The 16,036-nt window shown below is 71.0% G+C and carries 11 protein-coding genes and 1 pseudogene; 1 reads left to right on the forward strand and 11 read right to left on the reverse strand.

Going from position 1 to position 16,036, the window contains the following annotated elements:
• Positions 1–41: 41 nt before the first annotated feature.
• From tpiA to uvrC, 7 genes and pseudogenes are all read right to left on the reverse strand, one after another.
• Complete coding sequence (gene tpiA / locus EV372_RS01185) at positions 42–818, reverse strand: triose-phosphate isomerase (protein ID WP_130394423.1); 777 nt, start codon at positions 816–818, stop codon at positions 42–44.
• 37 nt (positions 819–855) lie between these two features.
• Positions 856–2,040, reverse strand: a complete 1,185-nt coding sequence (locus EV372_RS01190; protein WP_130394425.1) for a phosphoglycerate kinase — start codon at positions 2,038–2,040, stop codon at positions 856–858.
• Positions 2,041–2,181: 141 nt separating this feature from the next.
• Positions 2,182–3,185, reverse strand: a pseudogene (gene gap / locus EV372_RS01195) (type I glyceraldehyde-3-phosphate dehydrogenase).
• A 328-nt stretch (positions 3,186–3,513) separates the two neighbouring features.
• The gene (whiA, locus tag EV372_RS01200) at positions 3,514–4,494 is read right to left on the reverse strand and encodes a DNA-binding protein WhiA (protein WP_013154028.1); all 981 of its coding nucleotides are present in this window, start codon (positions 4,492–4,494) and stop codon (positions 3,514–3,516) included.
• 235 nt (positions 4,495–4,729) lie between these two features.
• Positions 4,730–5,704, reverse strand: coding sequence for a gluconeogenesis factor YvcK family protein (locus EV372_RS01205; RefSeq protein WP_013154029.1), 975 nt, complete (start codon positions 5,702–5,704; stop codon positions 4,730–4,732).
• Between the two features lie 99 nt (positions 5,705–5,803).
• Positions 5,804–6,688: an RNase adapter RapZ gene (gene rapZ, locus EV372_RS01210; protein WP_013154030.1), complete on the reverse strand. Its 885-nt coding sequence runs from the start codon at positions 6,686–6,688 to the stop codon at positions 5,804–5,806.
• Positions 6,685–8,712 carry an excinuclease ABC subunit UvrC gene (uvrC, locus tag EV372_RS01215; protein ID WP_130394426.1) on the reverse strand — a complete coding sequence of 676 codons (2,028 nt, stop codon included), beginning with the start codon at positions 8,710–8,712 and terminating at the stop codon, positions 6,685–6,687. The genes rapZ and uvrC overlap by 4 nt, the downstream gene beginning before the upstream one ends.
• Positions 8,713–8,950: 238 nt before the next feature.
• On the opposite strand from uvrC, the gene EV372_RS01220 reads away from it, so the two are divergent.
• On the forward strand, positions 8,951–10,090 hold the full coding sequence (locus tag EV372_RS01220) for a mechanosensitive ion channel family protein (RefSeq protein WP_130394428.1): 1,140 nt from the start codon (positions 8,951–8,953) through the stop codon (positions 10,088–10,090).
• A gap of 116 nt (positions 10,091–10,206) precedes the next feature.
• On the opposite strand, the gene EV372_RS01225 is transcribed toward EV372_RS01220, so the two are convergent.
• The 4 genes from EV372_RS01225 to EV372_RS01240 form a co-directional block, all read right to left on the reverse strand.
• Positions 10,207–10,605: a Rieske (2Fe-2S) protein gene (locus EV372_RS01225; RefSeq protein ID WP_019610504.1), complete on the reverse strand. Its 399-nt coding sequence runs from the start codon at positions 10,603–10,605 to the stop codon at positions 10,207–10,209.
• A gap of 121 nt (positions 10,606–10,726) precedes the next feature.
• A complete protein-coding gene (locus tag EV372_RS01230; protein ID WP_130394430.1) occupies positions 10,727–11,452 on the reverse strand; it encodes an RDD family protein in 726 nt (241 codons plus the stop codon).
• A gap of 217 nt (positions 11,453–11,669) precedes the next feature.
• On the reverse strand, positions 11,670–14,504 hold the full coding sequence (gene uvrA, locus EV372_RS01235; RefSeq protein WP_130394433.1) for an excinuclease ABC subunit UvrA: 2,835 nt from the start codon (positions 14,502–14,504) through the stop codon (positions 11,670–11,672).
• A 329-nt stretch (positions 14,505–14,833) separates the two neighbouring features.
• Positions 14,834–15,865 carry a TerC family protein gene (locus tag EV372_RS01240; protein ID WP_130394435.1) on the reverse strand — a complete coding sequence of 344 codons (1,032 nt, stop codon included), beginning with the start codon at positions 15,863–15,865 and terminating at the stop codon, positions 14,834–14,836.
• Between the last annotated feature and the right edge of the window lie 171 nt (positions 15,866–16,036).

A 16,036-nucleotide genomic window follows, 5' to 3' on the forward strand; every position in this document is an offset into this window, starting at 1 on the left:
CATCGGGCATCGAAGAGTGACGGGCGGGGTCCGCGCCGCGGCTAGTTGTCGCCGAAGCGGATGATCTTCACGAACTCGTCGGCCTTGAGGCAGGCGCCGCCGACCAGGGCACCGTCGACGTCGTCCTTGGCCATGATGCCGGGGGCGTTGTCGCCCTTGACCGAACCGCCGTAGAGGACGCGCACCGCGCCCGCGACCTCGGGCGAGTACAGCTCGGCCAGGCGCGCGCGGATGGCCGAGCACACCTCCTGGGCGTCCTCGGGGGTGGCGACCTCGCCGGTGCCGATGGCCCACACGGGCTCGTAGGCGACGACGATCCTCTCGGCCTGCTCTGCCGGGACCTCCTTGAGGGCGCCGTCCAGCTGGGCCAGGACGTGCTCGACCTGCTGGCCCGCCTTGCGGACCTCCAGGCCCTCGCCCACGCACAGGATCGGGACGATGCCGTTGGCGAACGCCGCCTTGACCTTGGTGTTGACCAGGGCGTCGTCCTCGCGGTGGTACTCGCGGCGCTCGGAGTGGCCCACCAGCACGTAGGAGCAGTCCAGCTTGGCCAGCATGGACCCGGAGATCTCGCCCGTGTAGGCGCCCTTCTCGTGCGCGGAGATGTCCTGGGCGCCGTAGACGATCTTGAGCTTGTCGCCGTCGACCAGGGTCTGGACGCTGCGCAGGTCGGTGAACGGCGGCAGGACGACGACCTCGGCCTTGTCGTAGTCCTTGTCGTTGAGCGCGAACGCCAGCTTCTGGACGAGCGCGATCGCCTCCAGGTGGTTGTTGTTCATCTTCCAGTTGCCCGCGATGAGCGGCAGGCGCTGGGACATGTCGGCACTTCCTCGTCTGTGAAAGGGGACTTCGGACTTACTTGAGGGCGTCGATACCGGGCAGGTCCTTGCCCTCCAGGTACTCCAGGCTGGCGCCGCCGCCGGTGGAGATGTGGCCGAAGGCCGCCTCGTCGAAGCCCAGCGCACGCACGGCCGCGGCGGAGTCGCCGCCGCCGACCACGGTGAAGGCGCCGGAGTCGATCAGGGCCTGGGCCAGCGCGCGGGTGCCCCCGGCGTAGGGCGCCATCTCGAACACGCCCATCGGGCCGTTCCAGAACACGGTGCGGGCGTCGGCCAGCTTCCGCGCGAAGAGCTCCCGGCTGCGGGGGCCGATGTCCAGGCCCATCCGGTCGGACGGGATGGCCTCGACGGCGACCTCGTCGTGCGCGGCGTCGGCGGAGAACTTCTCGGCGGCCACCACGTCCACCGGCAGGACGATCTCCACGCCCTCGCGCTCGGCGCGCTCCAGGTAGCCCCTGACGGTGTCGAGCTGGTCGGCCTCCAGCAGACTGGAACCGACCTCGTGGCCCTGGGCCTTGAGGAAGGTGAAGACCATGCCGCCGCCGATGAGCAGGCGGTCCGCGGTGCCCAGCAGGTTGTCGATGACGCCGAGCTTGTCGGAGACCTTGGAACCGCCCAGGACCACGGCGTAGGGCCGCTGGGGGTCGCCGGTGAGCCTGCGCAGCACCTCGACCTCGTTCAGCACCAGGCCGCCGACGGCGTGCGGCAGCCTGCCGGGCAGGTCGTAGACGCTGGCGTGCTTGCGGTGCACGGCGCCGAAGGCGTCGCCCACGTACAGGTCGGCGAGCTGAGCGAAGCGGTCGGCGAGCTCCCCCCGCTCGGCGTCGTCCTTGCTGGTCTCCCCCGGCTCGAAGCGCACGTTCTCCAGCAGGGCGACCTGGCCGTCCGTGAGGGCCTCGGAGGTGGCGCGGGCCGACTCCCCGGCGGTGTCGGAGGCGAAGGCCACCTCGGCGCCGAGCAGTTCGCCCAGGCGGGCGGCCACCGGACGCAGCGAGTAGCGGGGGTCCGGGGCGCCCTTGGGGCGGCCCAGGTGGGCGGCGACGATGACGCGGGCGCCGCGCTCGCGCAGCGCGGAGATGGTGGGCACGGCCGCGCGGATGCGCCCGTCGTCGGTGATGCGGTCGCCGTCCAGGGGCACGTTCAGGTCGGCCCGGACGAACACGCGCCTGCCGGAGACGTCGAGGTCGTCGATCGTCCGCATGCTGGGTCTCCTCTTGGAATGTGGGGTGTGGCGGTCCCGGGCGGTGGGGCCGGGAGGGGCTCGCACGACGGCACCCCTCCGCGCGCACTGCGGGCGAAGGGGTGCCGTCTCACGCGCCGGTGGCCATGAGGGCCGTGGACGCTACAGGCCGGAGCCGACCAGCTTGGCCAGGTCGACCAGGCGGTTGGAGTAGCCCCACTCGTTGTCGTACCAGCCGACGATCTTGACCTGGTTGCCGAAGGCCATGGTCAGCTTGGAGTCGAAGGTGCACGAGGGCGAGGTGCCCACGATGTCGGAGGAGACGATCTCGTCCTCGGTGTAGACGAGCACGTCCTTGAGCGGGCCCTCGGCGGCGGCCTTGAACGCGGCGTTGACCTCGTCCTTGGTGACCTCGCGCTCCAGGGTGACGACCAGGTCGGTCACGGAGCCGTCGGGCACGGGGACGCGCATGGCCATGCCGTCCAGCTTGCCCTGGAGCTCGGGATGACCAGCGCGGTGGCCTTGGCGGCACCGGTGGTGGTCGGGATGATGTTCTGCGCGGCCGCGCGGGCGCGACGCAGGTCCTTGTGCGGGAAGTCCAGGATGACCTGGTCGTTGGTGTAGGCGTGGACCGTGGTCATCAGGCCCTGCTTGACGCCGAAGTTGTCCAGGAGGACCTTGGCCATCGGCGCGACGCAGTTGGTGGTGCAGGAGGCGTTGGAGATGACGTGGTGGTTGGCCGCGTCGTACTTGTCGTCGTTGACGCCCATGACGACGGTGATGTCCTCGCCCTTGGCCGGGGCGGAGATGATGACCTTCTTGGCGCCGGCCTCGATGTGCTTCTTGGCGTCCTCGGCCTTGGTGAAGATGCCGGTGGACTCGACCACCACGTCCACGTTCAGGTCCGACCAGGGCAGCTGGGCCGGGTCGCGCTGGGCCAGGACCTTGATGGTCTTGTCGCCCACGCGGATGAAGTCGTCGCCGACCTCGACGTCGCCCTCCAGGGTGCCGAGCACGGTGTCGTACTTGAGCAGGTGCGCGAGCGTCTTGGTGTCGGTGAGGTCGTTGACCGCGACGATTTCGATGTCGCTACCACCAGCGGCGACCGCGCGCCAGAAATTGCGGCCGATCCTGCCGAAGCCGTTGACGCCTACACGGATGGTCACGGAACCAATCTCCTCATATATCGCACATCATTTCCACCCGGGCATTAACCCCCGCCTGGAACGCCGTACTCCGGGGTCAACCGGTCGACCGCCATGAGCAGGTTCAACGCACACAGGGTGTTCACCACGAGCCTAGCGGAGCACCGGCGAAGAGCCGCTGCTGGGCCACGGCCGAGCCTGCGGGCCCGGTGGATTCGCGACCATCCTGGCACTGCGAGGCGGAGAGGTCTATACCATTTTCCGAAGTTATCCCGGAGTTTTCGCAGTTAACAAAGCCGAACATCGGTGTTACGGCGCCAACGCCCCGGGGCCGCGGGAGGGCTCCGGGTCAGGGGACCAGCATGTCCGGGGTCAGGTTGGCCTCGGTGCCCTCGATGCCCAGGTCGCTCGCGCGCTTGTCGGCCATCGCCAGCAGCCTGCGGATACGCCCGGCGATGGCGTCCTTGGTCAGCGGCGGCACGGACAGCTGTCCCAGCTCCTCCAGGGAGGCCTGCTTGTGCGCCAGGCGCAGCTGGCCCGCGGCCACCAGGTGCTTGGGCGCGTCCTCGCCCAGGATCTCCAGGGCCCGCTCCACGCGCGCGCCCGCGGCCACCGCCGCCCGCGCGCTGCGCCGCAGGTTCGCGTCGTCGAAGTTGGCCAGCCGGTTGGCGGTGGCGCGCACCTCCCGGCGCATCCGCCGCTCCTCCCAGGCCAGCACGCTCTGGTGCGCGCCCAGCAGGGTCAGCAGCGCGCCGATGGAGTCGCCGTCGCGGACCACGACCCGGTCCACGCCGCGCACCTCGCGCGCCTTGGCGTGCACCTTGAGCCGGCGTGCGGCACCCACCAGCGCCAGCGCGGCCTCCGGCCCGGGGCAGGTCACCTCCAGCGACATCGACCGGCCCGGCTCGGTCAGGGAGCCGTGCGCGATGAACGCGCCCCGCCAGGCCGACTCGGCGTCGCAGGCTCCGCCGGCCACCACGTGCCGGGGCAGGCCGCGCACCGGGCGGCCGTTGTTGTCCACCAGCCCCGTCTGCCGGGCCAGCGACTCGCCGTCCTTGATCACCCGGACCACGTACCGGTTGCCCTTGCGCAGGCCGCTCGGGGACAGCACGACCACCTCGGACTCGTGGCCGAAGACCTCGGAGATGTCCTTGCGCAGGCGGCGCGCGGCCGCGCCCGTGTCGAGTTCGGCCTCGATCACGATGCGCCCTCCCACCAGGTGCAGGCCCCCGGTGAACCGCAGGATCGTGGACACCTCGGCTTTGCGGCAGCATGGCTTGAGAATGGTCAGCCGGCTCAACTCATCCTTCACCACGCCGGTCATCGCCATCGCTGAGGTCCTCCCCGTCACACAACCCGACCCGGCACCACGCACTCGGCACCGGGGATGCGCCGCCGCGGCCCGGCCACGAGCGGCTTACTCCGTGGCAGACTACGTGACCGGGCGCTGGCTGCCGACCCCCGCACGGCGTGTTGCCCATCCGCCGACCAGCCGCGCCGCGCACCCTGGGGGCCTTCGTGCCGGTGTGCGGCCAATTGCCCTCGACCTGCGAGGACCGCGGCCCTCAGCCCTCCAGGATCCTCTCGAAGGCCGCCGCGAGCCGGTCGGGGTCGTGTCGCGGTGTGCCGTCGTCGCGGGACAGCTCCGCCAGCTCCAGGCGCCCGCCCAGCTCGCCGACCGCCCGCACCAGGGGCTCGGGCTCCTCGACGGTCCCCCGGTCGGCGAGCACCACGTCCACCCCCAGCTTGGGCGCGTGCTCGCGCAGCACCTCCAGGTAGGTCTCGGGGCGGAAGCCGTCGGTCTCGCCCCGCTGCGGGGACAGGTTCAGCGCCACCATGCGCTTGGCGCGGGTGGTGACCAGGGCGTGCGCCAGGTCCGGGACCAGCAGGTGGGGCAGCACGCTGGTGAACCACGATCCGGGGCCGAACACCACCCAGTCGGCCTCGCGCACCGCCTTGACCGCCTGCGGGCTGGCGGGCGGGTCCTCGGGGATGAGTGAGATGGAGCGCACCTTGCCGCTGGTGCTGGCGCACGCCACCTGGCCGCGCACCGTGGTCAGCTCCTCGGGCCGCGCCGGGTCGATCCCCGACACCTCGGCGGCGATGTCCAGCGGCACCGACGACATCGGCAGCACCCTGCCGTGCGCGCCCAGCAGCTGGCCCACCCAGTCCAGGCCCGCCACGGAGTCGCCGAGCAGCTCCCACAGGGCCACGATCAGCAGGTTGCCGACCGCGTGGCCGTGCAGTTCGCCCTCGGAGCGGAAGCGGTGCTGGATCACCTCGCTCCAGGTGTGGCCCCACTCGTCGTCGCCGCACAGCGCGGCCAGCGCCATGCGCAGGTCGCCGGGGGGCAGGACGCCCAGCTCCCGGCGCAGGCGGCCGCTGGAGCCGCCGTCGTCGGCGACGGTGACGACCGCCGTCACGTCGGTCGTCACCCTGCGCAGGGCCGACAGGGAGGCGTGCAGGCCGTGCCCGCCCCCCAACGCGACCACCCGGGGCGGACGCCGCCCGTCACCGTCGGGTGCTGTGCTCTTCGCCATGGCTGTGGTCTGCCCCTCGTCCCATGTCCACCGGACGAATCGGACCGTACCACCGAGAACGGTGCACCGCGGGCAGGGCGCGTGTCGGGCGCCCGCGGGTCACTCCCGGCCGACGTCCCGGTGGACCACGTGCACGTCCACACCCTGCCCGCGCAGCCGGTCGGCGAACTGCTCGGCCATGGCCACGCTGCGGTGCTTGCCCCCGGTGCAGCCCACCGCCAGCGTCATGTAGTGCTTGCCCTCGCGCTGGTACCCGGCGATGGTCAGCTTGAGGACGTCGGAGTAGGCCTCCAGCATCTCCTTGGCCCCGTCCTGGGCCAGGACGTAGTCGCGCACCGCGTCGTCACGGCCGTTCATCGGGCGCAGTTCGGGCACCCAGTGGGGGTTGGGCAGGAAACGGCAGTCCAGCACCAGGTCCGCGTCCACGGGCAGGCCGTGCTTGAACCCGAAGGAGACCACGTTGGCGCGGGGGCGCGCCTCGTCGCTCTCCCCGAAGAAGCCGATCACCCGGGCCTTGAGCTGGTGCACGTTGAGCTGGGAGGTGTCGATGACCAGGTCGGCCTCACCGCGCACCGCCCGCAGGGTCTCGCGCTCGCGGTCGATGCCGTCGGTCAGGCGCCCGTCGCCCTGGAGGGGGTGGGGCCTGCGCACGCCCTCGAACCGGCGGACCAGGGCGTCGTCACCGGCCTCCAGGTAGAGCACGCGCGCGGTGATGTCGCGCTTGCGCAGTTCCTCCACCGTGGACAGCAGGTCCTCGGTGAAGGCCAGCGAGCGCACGTCCACGACCACGGCGACCCGCGGCACCGCCCCGTGCGTGCGTCCGGCCAGCTCGATCATCGTCGGCAGCAGGCCGGGCGGCAGGTTGTCCACCACGAACCAGTCCAGGTCCTCCAGGGCCCTGGCCGCCGTGCTGCGGCCCGCACCGGACATGCCGGTGACGATGACCACCTCGGGTGGCAGTTCCCCACCCAGTTCGACCGTCATGCGTCTCCTCCCCCGTCAGTGATGTGCTGTGCTGGTGCCCCGTCGCCCCGCCCCTCCGTCGTGGCGGGGCCGCCGGACAGGTGCGCGTGCACGGCCTCGGCCAGCTTGGGGCCGATCCCGGGCACCGCCGCGATCTCCTCGGCCGTGGCCGAGGCGAGCCTGCGCACCGAGCCGAACGCCTTGATCAGGGCCGTCCTGCGGGACGGCCCCAGACCGGGCAGCTCGTCCAGGCTGCTGCCGGTCAGCGCCTTCGCGCGCTTGTGCCTGTGGTACTGGATGGCGAAGCGGTGGGCCTCGTCGCGCACCCGCTGGAGCAGGTAGAGCCCCTCACCCGCGCGGGGCAGGATCACCGGGTCCTCGTCGCCGGGCAACCACACCTCCTCCAGGCGCTTGGCCAGACCGCACACGGCGACGTCCTCGATCCCGAGTTCGTCCAGGGCGCGGCGCGCCGCCTCGGCCTGGGGCCGGGCGCCGTCCACCACCACCAGGTTAGGCGGATAGGCGAACTTCCCGGGTGACGGCTCGTCGTCGCTTTGGTGACCACCGTGGTCGCCGGTCTCCCCCATGCGGGCGACCTCGCCGCTGCGGGCGCTCTCCTCCAGGTAGCGCCGGAAGCGCCGGTGGACGACCTCGTACATGGCCGCGACGTCGTGCTGTTCGCGGCCGCCCTCGCCGCTGCCGCGGACGGAGAAGCGGCGGTACTCGGACTTGCGGGCCAGGCCGTCCTCGAAGACGACCATGGAGGCCACCACGTGCTCGCCCTGGAGGTTGGAGATGTCGAAGCACTCGATGCGCAGCGGCGCCTCGGACAGCTCCAGTGCCTCCTGGATCTCCTGGAGGGCGCGGCCGCGGGTGCTCAGGTCCCCGGCTCGGTGGGTCTTGTGCCGGGCCAGCGACTCGGCCGCGTTCTTGGCGACGGTCTCCATCAGGGACTTCTTGTCGCCCCGCCGCGGCACCCGCAGGTCCACCGAGGAGCCGCGGTGCTCCGACAGCCAGGCGGCCATGGCCTCGGGGTCGGCGGGCTCGTGGGAGACCAGGACCTCGCGGGGGACGGCGGTGCCGGTGCCCCCGCTCTCGTCGTCGCCCTGGGTGGGACCGTAGATCTGGCCGAGGAAGGTCGCGATCAGCTCGCCGGGGCCGTCGTCGGCCACCTTGTCCACCACGTAGCCGCGCTGTCCGCGGATGCGCCCGCCGCGCACGTGGAAGATCTGCACGGCCGCCTCCAACTGGTCGTCGGCCACGGCGATGACGTCGCAGTCGGTGGAGTCGGGCAGGACGACGGCCTGCTTCTCCAGGGCGGCGCGCAGGGCCTCGATGTCGTCGCGGATGCGGGCGGCCCGCTCGTACTCCATCTCCCCGGCGGCCTCGCGCATCCGCCCCTCCAGCTCGCGCAGGAACCGGCCTGTGTCGCCCGCCAGGAAGGAGCAGAAGTCCTCGGCCAGGGCCCGGTGGTCCTCGGGCGAGGCCTTGCCCACGCAGGGGGCCACGCACTTGCCGATGTAGCCGAGCAGGCAGGGGCGGCCGCTGTTGCGGGCGCCGCGGAACACCCCCGGGGAGCAGGTGCGCACGGGGAAGACCCGCAGCAGCAGGTCCACGGTCTCGCGGATGGCCCAGGCGTGGGAGTAGGGGCCGAAGTAGCGCACCCCCTTGCGCTTGGCGCCGCGCATGACCTGCACCCGGGGGAACTCCTCGTTGAGGGTGACCGCCAGGTAGGGGTAGCTCTTGTCGTCGCGGTACTTGACGTTGAACCGGGGGTCGTACTGCTTGATCCAGGAGTACTCCAGCTGGAGGGCCTCCACCTCGGTGCCCACGATCGTCCAGTCGACGTCGGCGGCGGTGGAGACCATCTGCTGCGTGCGCGGGTGCAGTCCGGCGAAGTCGCGGAAGTAGGAGGAGAGCCGGGACCGCAGGTTCTTGGCCTTGCCCACGTAGATCACGCGTCCGGAGGAGTCCCGGAACCGGTACACGCCCGGGTCGGTGGGGATGGATCCGGGCGCGGGGCGCAGGTGAGGAGTCGCAGCCATGGTCCCATTGTGGTAGGTCGGGGGGACATACGGCCAACCGAGCCCCGTACGCTCCGCGCGTGGCACGTCTCACCCCGCCGTCCTCCCCCGCGCGCCGTACCCGCCCCGCCGGAGACGCACGCGCCCGCGTCCCTCGGGCGAAGGTAAGCGAAACGTCACGATTGGGTATCCGCATGCTCTAGGTTGGGCGGGTACACAGGAACTTCCCGACATCGACGACAAGAGGGGGCCCTTCGTCGTGAGCCTGCCCCAATGGATCACGGTCGGCGTCACCGTCACGGTCGCGGTGCTGCTGGTCTTCGCCGTGCGCTGGGTGCTCAAGCACAAGCTGGGCAAAGCCTGGCGGGTGTCCCAGCACGTGGTCCACCGCACGACCTACACCAGTTACGGCGCGGCCGCGGTGGTCGGCGCGAACCTGTCGCTGCCCAGCCCCGCCAACGTGGACTGGGGCACGTACCAGGCCATCGACCACGCGATGAGCATCCTCATGATCGCGACGCTGACGGGCCTGGGCGTCAGCCTGGCCTACGCGGTCACGGACATGGTGCTGGCCCGGCTGTCGGTCGCCAACGGCGACGCCGACCGCAAGGCGCGGCGCATCCAGACCCAGGTGCGGCTGCTGCGCCGGGTGATCACCTCGATCATCGTGGTGCTGGCGGTCGCCGCCATCCTGTTCACCTTCGACGAGGTCCGCGCGCTCGGCGCCGGACTGCTGGCCTCCGCGGGCATCATCGGCATCGTGGCCGGTGTGGCGGCCCAGTCCACACTGGCCAACCTGTTCGCCGGGCTCCAGCTGGCCTTCAGCGACGCCCTGCGCATCGGCGACGTCGTCGTGGTCGAGGGCGAGTGGGGCCGGGTCGAGGAGCTGAGCCTGGTCAACGTCACCATCAAGATCTGGGACGAGCGCCGCCTGGTGGTCCCGGTCGCCAACTTCACCACGACCAGCTTCGAGAACTGGACCAAGCAGGGCACGGCGATCACCGCCAAGGTGGTGTTCCCGCTGGACTGGGAGGTGCCGATCGAGGAGATGCGCGAGGAGACCGGGCGCCTGATCACCCGCAGCGAGCACTGGGACGGGCGCAGCTGGTCCTGCCAGGTCGTGGACATCGCCCCGAGCGGCGAGGTGCTGGTGCGGGTGGTGGCCACCGCCGCCGACACCGGACACCAGTGGGACATCGCCTGCGAGATCCGCGAGCACCTCATCGGCTGGCTGGTCGAGAACTACCCCGAGTCGCTGCCGCGCCACCGCGCCCAGTTCCTGCCCTCCGAGGACGCGGACGAGGCCACCTACGCCGCCCAGTTCCCCACCTCGGCCTTCCGGCGCCACGAGCCCAACGGCGTCAGCGGCCCGCCCGGGGGCGACCCCGGCGAGGCCTGAGCCCGACCGGTCCACACACGCGACGGCGCCCGGAGCGGAAGATCCGCTCCGGGCGCCGTGGTGTCGCGGCGGGCGGGTCCGTGGAGTCCTCGCTCGGATCCGCCCTTCGGCCCCTTTCAGGAGGAGGGGCCCTGGAGGATGATGTCGGTGCCCTCGACGGTGACCTCGAACGGCTCCAGCGGCTCCTGGGCCGGACCCACCAGCGCCTCCCCGGTGGAGATGTCGAACTCGCTGCCGTGGCACAGGCACCGGATGACCTCGTCCACCTCCTGGACGGTGCAGCCCGCGTGCGTGCACGAGGCGCCGAAGGCCCGGTACTGGCCCGCCTCGGGCTGGGTCACGACCAGTTTGCTGTTGCTGAAGACCGCTCCCGCGCCCTCGGGGACGTCGGTGGTCTGACCGACCACCTGGCCGTACCGGACCTCCTGCGGCTTGGGCTCCTGTCCGCCGCAGGCGCTCACGGCCGTGACGGCCGCGGCCGTCCCCGCCGTCCCGAGCAGTCGGCGCCTGCTCATCCCGCACCCGCACGTCCTCTTACCGGCCACGACGAAACGCTCCTCACCTGCACCGAAATATCACTACACAATGTAGTAGGTGCGGCGGTGTGCCCGGGTTCCGGGGTGCGCGCGAGAACCCTCAGGCCCGCGGCGGATACGGGTGCGTCTTCGGGGGTTGCGGGCTCACCTCAGCCACGTCGAGCACCACGGTGCCAGCGATCCGGTCGTGCAGCCCCTGCCGGTTGGGCCGGTTCCAGGCGGCCATCCCGCCGGTGAGCAGCGCCGTCACGGCCACCAGGAACCACCAGAACCAGACGGCGCTGAAGAACAGGAAGAACAGCAGGAAGGGCAGGGCCAGCAGCGCGGCGCGCACCGTCAGGGCGGCGATCGGCAGGGTGCCCAGGCTGCCGTTCCCGGCCTGGGGCGCGACCCTGAGTCCGACGCGGCGCTTGCCCAGCGTCTGCTGCCAGCGGGAGAGGGCGAGGGTCTCATAGCCCGCGTAGAGCAGGAAGAAGGTCACCGACAGGAAGAGCGGGTACCGGTCACCGATACCGGTCGTGTCGCCGGAGCCGACCGCCTGGACGCCCACCCAGGCCAGGGAGAGCACGAGCGCCAGCAGCAGCGCGGGCAGGGCGACCAGGAGCAGGTCGATGCCGCGCGCGTACGCCCGCGTACGCCAGGCGGCCAGCGGATAGAGCGGCTCCACGGGTTCGGGGCCCGGCACGGGGCCCTGCGCGCCGGAGCGGGCGTCCTCGTGGAGGCCGCCGTGGGCGCCGACGGGCTCCCCGGGCCCGGGGTGGGACGGGAGCGGCTGGGTCTCCGGAGGCGTCGGCCCGCCGCGGTCCGGTCGGGGAGGGACGTTCATGGGCTGGCCAACCTCCAGGGCGGTTCATCGGAGTCGCGCGGGGGCCGGGCGCGGACACGGCGCCCGGGGCGGGGATGGCCGGGCGGGACGCGGACACGCTCGACTCTACTCAGGTGAGACATCTGTCGCGAACCCGCCAACCCGACGGCCACGGGCAGCGCGGCGCCCCGCCCCGCGGGGACCGGGACGGGGCGCCGCGCTGGCGTCGGGCGCGGGATCAGAGCATCTTGGCCAGGAAACGCCCGGTGTAGGACTCGGCCACCGCGGCCACCTCCTCCGGGGTTCCCTGCGCGACCACGGTGCCGCCGCCGGAGCCGCCCTCGGGACCCATGTCGATGACGTGGTCGGCCGTCTTGATGACGTCGAGGTTGTGCTCGATGACGATCACCGTGTTGCCGGTGTCGGCCAGCCGGTTGAGCACGCCCAGCAGCTTGCGGATGTCCTCGAAGTGCAGGCCGGTCGTGGGCTCGTCGAGCACATACACCGTCCGCCCGGTGGAGCGGCGCTGGAGCTCGGCGGCGAGCTTGACCCGCTGCGCCTCACCGCCCGACAGCGTCGTGGCGGGCTGGCCCAGCCGCACGTAGCCCAGGCCGACGTCGGCCAGGGTCTGGAGGTGGCGGCGGATGGCGTTGATCGGCTCGAAGAACTCCAGGGCCTCCGAGATCGGCATGTTGAGGACCTCGGAGATGTTCTTGCCCTTGTAGCGGACCTGGAGGGTCTCCCGGTTGTACCGGGCGCCGTGGCACACCTCGCAGGGCACGTAGACGTCGGGCAGGAACTGCATCTCGATCTTGAGCGTGCCGTCTCCGGAGCAGGCCTCGCAGCGGCCGCCCTTGACGTTGAAGGAGAACCGGCCCGGCTGGTAACCGCGCGTCTTGGCGTCGGTGGTCTGCGCGAACAGCTTGCGGATGTGGTCGAAGACCCCCGAGTAGGTGGCCGGGTTGGAGCGCGGGGTCCGCCCGATGGGGCTCTGGTCCACGTGCACGACCTTGTCCACCTTGTTCGTGCCGTTGACCCGCAGGTGGCGGCCGGGCACGTCGCGCGCCCCGTTGAGCTCCTTGGCCAGCGCCTTGTAGAGGATCTCGTTGACCAGGGTGGACTTGCCCGAGCCGGACACGCCGGTGACGGCGGTGAACACGCCGAGCGGGAAGGCGACGTCGACCCCGTGGAGGTTGTTCTCGCGCGCTCCCCGGACCACCAGCTCGTGGCCCCGGGTGAGGGGGCGGCGCTCCACGGGCACCTCGATGCCGCGCTTGCCGGACAGGTACTCGCCGGTGAGGGAGTCCTCGGAGGTGAGCAGCTCGTCCACGATCCCCGAGACCACGACGTGGCCGCCGTGCTCACCCGCGCCGGGGCCGATGTCCACGACCCAGTCGGCGGCTCGGATGGTGTCCTCGTCGTGCTCGACGACGATGAGCGTGTTGCCGATGTCGCGCAGGCGCTGGAGGGTCTCCAGCAGGCGCGCGTTGTCGCGCTGGTGCAGGCCGATGGAGGGCTCGTCCAGCACGTACAGCACACCCACCAGACCGGAGCCGATCTGGGTGGCCAGACGGATGCGCTGGGCCTCCCCGCCCGAGAGCGAGCCCGAGGAGCGCGCCAGGCTCAGGTAGTCCAGGCCGACGTCGAGCAGGAAGCCGAGCCGGGCGTTGATCTCCTTGAGCACCTGGGCGGCGATGACCGCGTCGCGCTCGGAGAGCGTGAGCGCGGCCAGGAAGGCCGCGCTGTCGCTGAGCGGCATCTGGGCGACCTCGGCGATGGACTTGCCGCCCACGGTCACCGCGAGCACGACCGGCTTGAGGCGCGTGCCCTCGCAGGTCGGGCAGGGCACGGTGCGCATGTACCCCTCCAGCCGTTCGCGGCCGTAGTCGCTCTCGGTCTCGGAGTGGCGGCGCTTGACCCAGGGGATGACGCCCTCGAACTCGGTGTAGTAGGAGCGGTTGCGCCCGTACCTGTTGCGGTAGCTGACGTGGACCTGGGTGTCGTGCCCCTCCAGCAGGGCCTTGCGGGCGCGGCGCGGCAGCCGCTCCCAGGGGGTGTCCAGGTCGAAGCCGATCGCCTCGCCCACCGCCTTGAGGATGCGCTCCCAGTAGCCGCTGTTGGGCCCGCCCGACCAGGGGCCGATGGCGCCCTCGGCCAGCGTCCTCTCGGGGTCGGGGACCAGGAGTTCGGGGTCGACCTCCATGCGGGTGCCCAGGCCCGAGCACTCGGCGCAGGCGCCGTAGGGGGCGTTGAAGGAGAAGGAGCGCGGTTCGAGCTGTTCGAAGGACAGGTCGTCGTAGGGGCAGTACAGGTGCTCGGAGAAGACCTTCTCGCGGTCGGGGTCCCCGGCCTCCACGTCCACGAAGTCCAGGATGATGGTGCCCCCGGCCAGCTTGAGCGCCGTCTCCACCGAGTCGGTCAGGCGCCCGCGGGAGGAGGGCTTGACGCTGAGGCGGTCCACGACCACGGCGATGTCGTGCTTGTCGTAGCGGCCCAGCTTGGGCGCCTCGTCCAGGCGCACGGCCTGCCCGTCCACCACCGCGCGGGTGTAGCCCTTGGACTGCAGGTCCTTGAACAGCTCGACGTACTCGCCCTTGCGTCCGCGCACGACGGGGGCGAGCACCTGGAAGCGGGTGCCCTCCTCCATCTCCAGGACGCGGTCCACGATCTGCTGCGGGGTCTGGCGGGCGATCTCGCGGCGGCACTCGGGACAGTGCGGGACGCCGATGCGCGCCCACAGCAGCCGCAGGTAGTCGTAGACCTCGGTGATGGTGCCGACGGTGGAGCGGGGGTTGCGGCTGGTGGACTTCTGGTCGATGGACACCGCCGGGGACAGGCCCTCGATGAAGTCCACGTCCGGCTTGTCCATCTGCCCCAGGAACTGGCGGGCGTAGGCCGACAGCGACTCCACGTAGCGCCGCTGGCCCTCGGCGAAGATCGTGTCGAAGGCCAGCGACGACTTGCCCGAACCGGACAGGCCGGTGAACACGATCATGGAGTCGCGCGGCAGGTCCAGCGAGACGTCCTTGAGGTTGTGCTCCCGGGCTCCCCGGACTACCAGTTGTTCGACCATCGAGTGAGACATCCTTCGGCTCTGGCGCACAGGACGCGGACCCCGTCGCGTGACGTCGGCTGACCCGTGTGGAACTTCGCGTGCGGCGGTCGGGGCCTCCCGGAGACCGCCCGGGCCCCGGAGGCGGGCCGCTGAGGAGAGGGGGGAGGACGCTCGCCTCTCCCGCCCGTCCAGCCTAACGACCGCCGACGACGGTTTCTTCCACCTCGCGAAACAAGGCGGCACCCCGGCGCCGGAGCGCTCAGGGTGCCACCACTATAGACGAACGGCTGTTCGAATCCGGCCGTTTCCCGGAATGTCCTCGACGCGCCCGCGGGCCCGCCGTCCGCTCAGGAGCGGTCCGCCGGGGAGTCGACGGAGGGGTCGCGCTCGGTCTTGAGCTCGGGGTTCTTGCGCTCGTCGGCGCGGGACTTGACCAGGCTGCCGACGATGGTGATGGTCATGATGCCCAGGATGACGGTCAGCGACAGGCCGATGCCGACCTCGGGCACGTGCACGCCGTTCTCGTGCAGGGCGTGCAGGATCATCTTGACGCCGATGAAGACCATGATCGCCGACAGGCCCCAGCTGATGTAGGCCAGGCGGTCCATCAGACCGGCCAGCAGGAAGTACAGCTGGCGCAGGCCCAGCAGGGCGAAGGCGTTGGCGGTGAAGACGATGTAGGCGTCCTGGGTCAGACCGAAGATCGCCGGGATGGAGTCGACGGCGAAGACCAGGTCGATCATGCCGATCGCGACGATGACCATCAGCATCGGCGTGATGTGGCGGCGGCCGTCGAGCTTCACGGTGAGCTTGGCGCCGTGGTAGTCGTCGGTCACCGGCCAGAAGCGCTTGAGGAGGCGGACCACCGGGGTCTGGGTGAAGTCCTTCTCCTCCTCGTCGCCCTTCATGTGGTCGCGGACGATCTTGTAACCGGTGTAGATCAGGAAGGCGCCGAAGAGGTAGAAGACCTCGCTCCAGGCGTTGATGACCTGGGCGCCCAGGACGATGAAGATACCGCGCATGACCAGCGCGATGACGATGCCGACGAGCAGGACCTCGTGCTGGTACTTCCTGGGCACCGCGAAGGAGCCCATCAGAAGGTAGAACACGAAGAGGTTGTCGATGCTCAGGCTCTTCTCGGTGACGAACCCGGCGAAGTACTCGGCGCCCGCGGCGCCTCCGCCGAAGTACCAGACACCGAAGCCGAAGATGATGGCGATGCCGATGTAGAAGGCCGCCCACCAGGCGGCCTGCTTCATGCCGAACTCCTGGGGGCCCTTCGTCTTGCTCCAGGGATGGTCGACGATGATGAGGTCGATCACCAGGATGGCGACCATGGCGCCGATGGTGGCAGCCCACAACCACAAGGGAACGTTCACGGACGGTCTCTCCTCCGGTCAGTGCGCGCGAGCGGTGTGCACGCACGTCGAACCACCGGAGGTCTCTCCCGCTCGCAGCGGAGCGCTGCGAACCGGCGGCACCGGGAGGACGACATTGTCCGCCGTGATGACGACACCGCCGCGACAGGGATACTCCCCTCACGTGTCAGG

Source organism: Nocardiopsis sp. CNZ308, from assembly GCF_004217075.1.

Excerpts from the sequence above, each read along its gene's own strand:
- uvrC (WP_130394426.1), bottom strand. The coding sequence starts at position 8,712 with ATGGCTGCGACTCCTCACCTGCGCCCCGCGCCCGGATCCATCCCCACC.
- whiA (WP_013154028.1), bottom strand. The coding sequence starts at position 4,494 with ATGGCGATGACCGGCGTGGTGAAGGATGAGTTGAGCCGGCTGACCATT.
- EV372_RS01205 (WP_013154029.1), bottom strand. The coding sequence starts at position 5,704 with ATGGCGAAGAGCACAGCACCCGACGGTGACGGGCGGCGTCCGCCCCGG.
- EV372_RS01230 (WP_130394430.1), bottom strand. The coding sequence starts at position 11,452 with ATGAACGTCCCTCCCCGACCGGACCGCGGCGGGCCGACGCCTCCGGAG.
- uvrA (WP_130394433.1), bottom strand. The coding sequence starts at position 14,504 with ATGGTCGAACAACTGGTAGTCCGGGGAGCCCGGGAGCACAACCTCAAG.
- EV372_RS01190 (WP_130394425.1), bottom strand. The coding sequence starts at position 2,040 with ATGCGGACGATCGACGACCTCGACGTCTCCGGCAGGCGCGTGTTCGTC.
- tpiA (WP_130394423.1), bottom strand. The coding sequence starts at position 818 with ATGTCCCAGCGCCTGCCGCTCATCGCGGGCAACTGGAAGATGAACAAC.
- EV372_RS01225 (WP_019610504.1), bottom strand. The coding sequence starts at position 10,605 with ATGAGCAGGCGCCGACTGCTCGGGACGGCGGGGACGGCCGCGGCCGTC.
- rapZ (WP_013154030.1), bottom strand. The coding sequence starts at position 6,688 with ATGACGGTCGAACTGGGTGGGGAACTGCCACCCGAGGTGGTCATCGTC.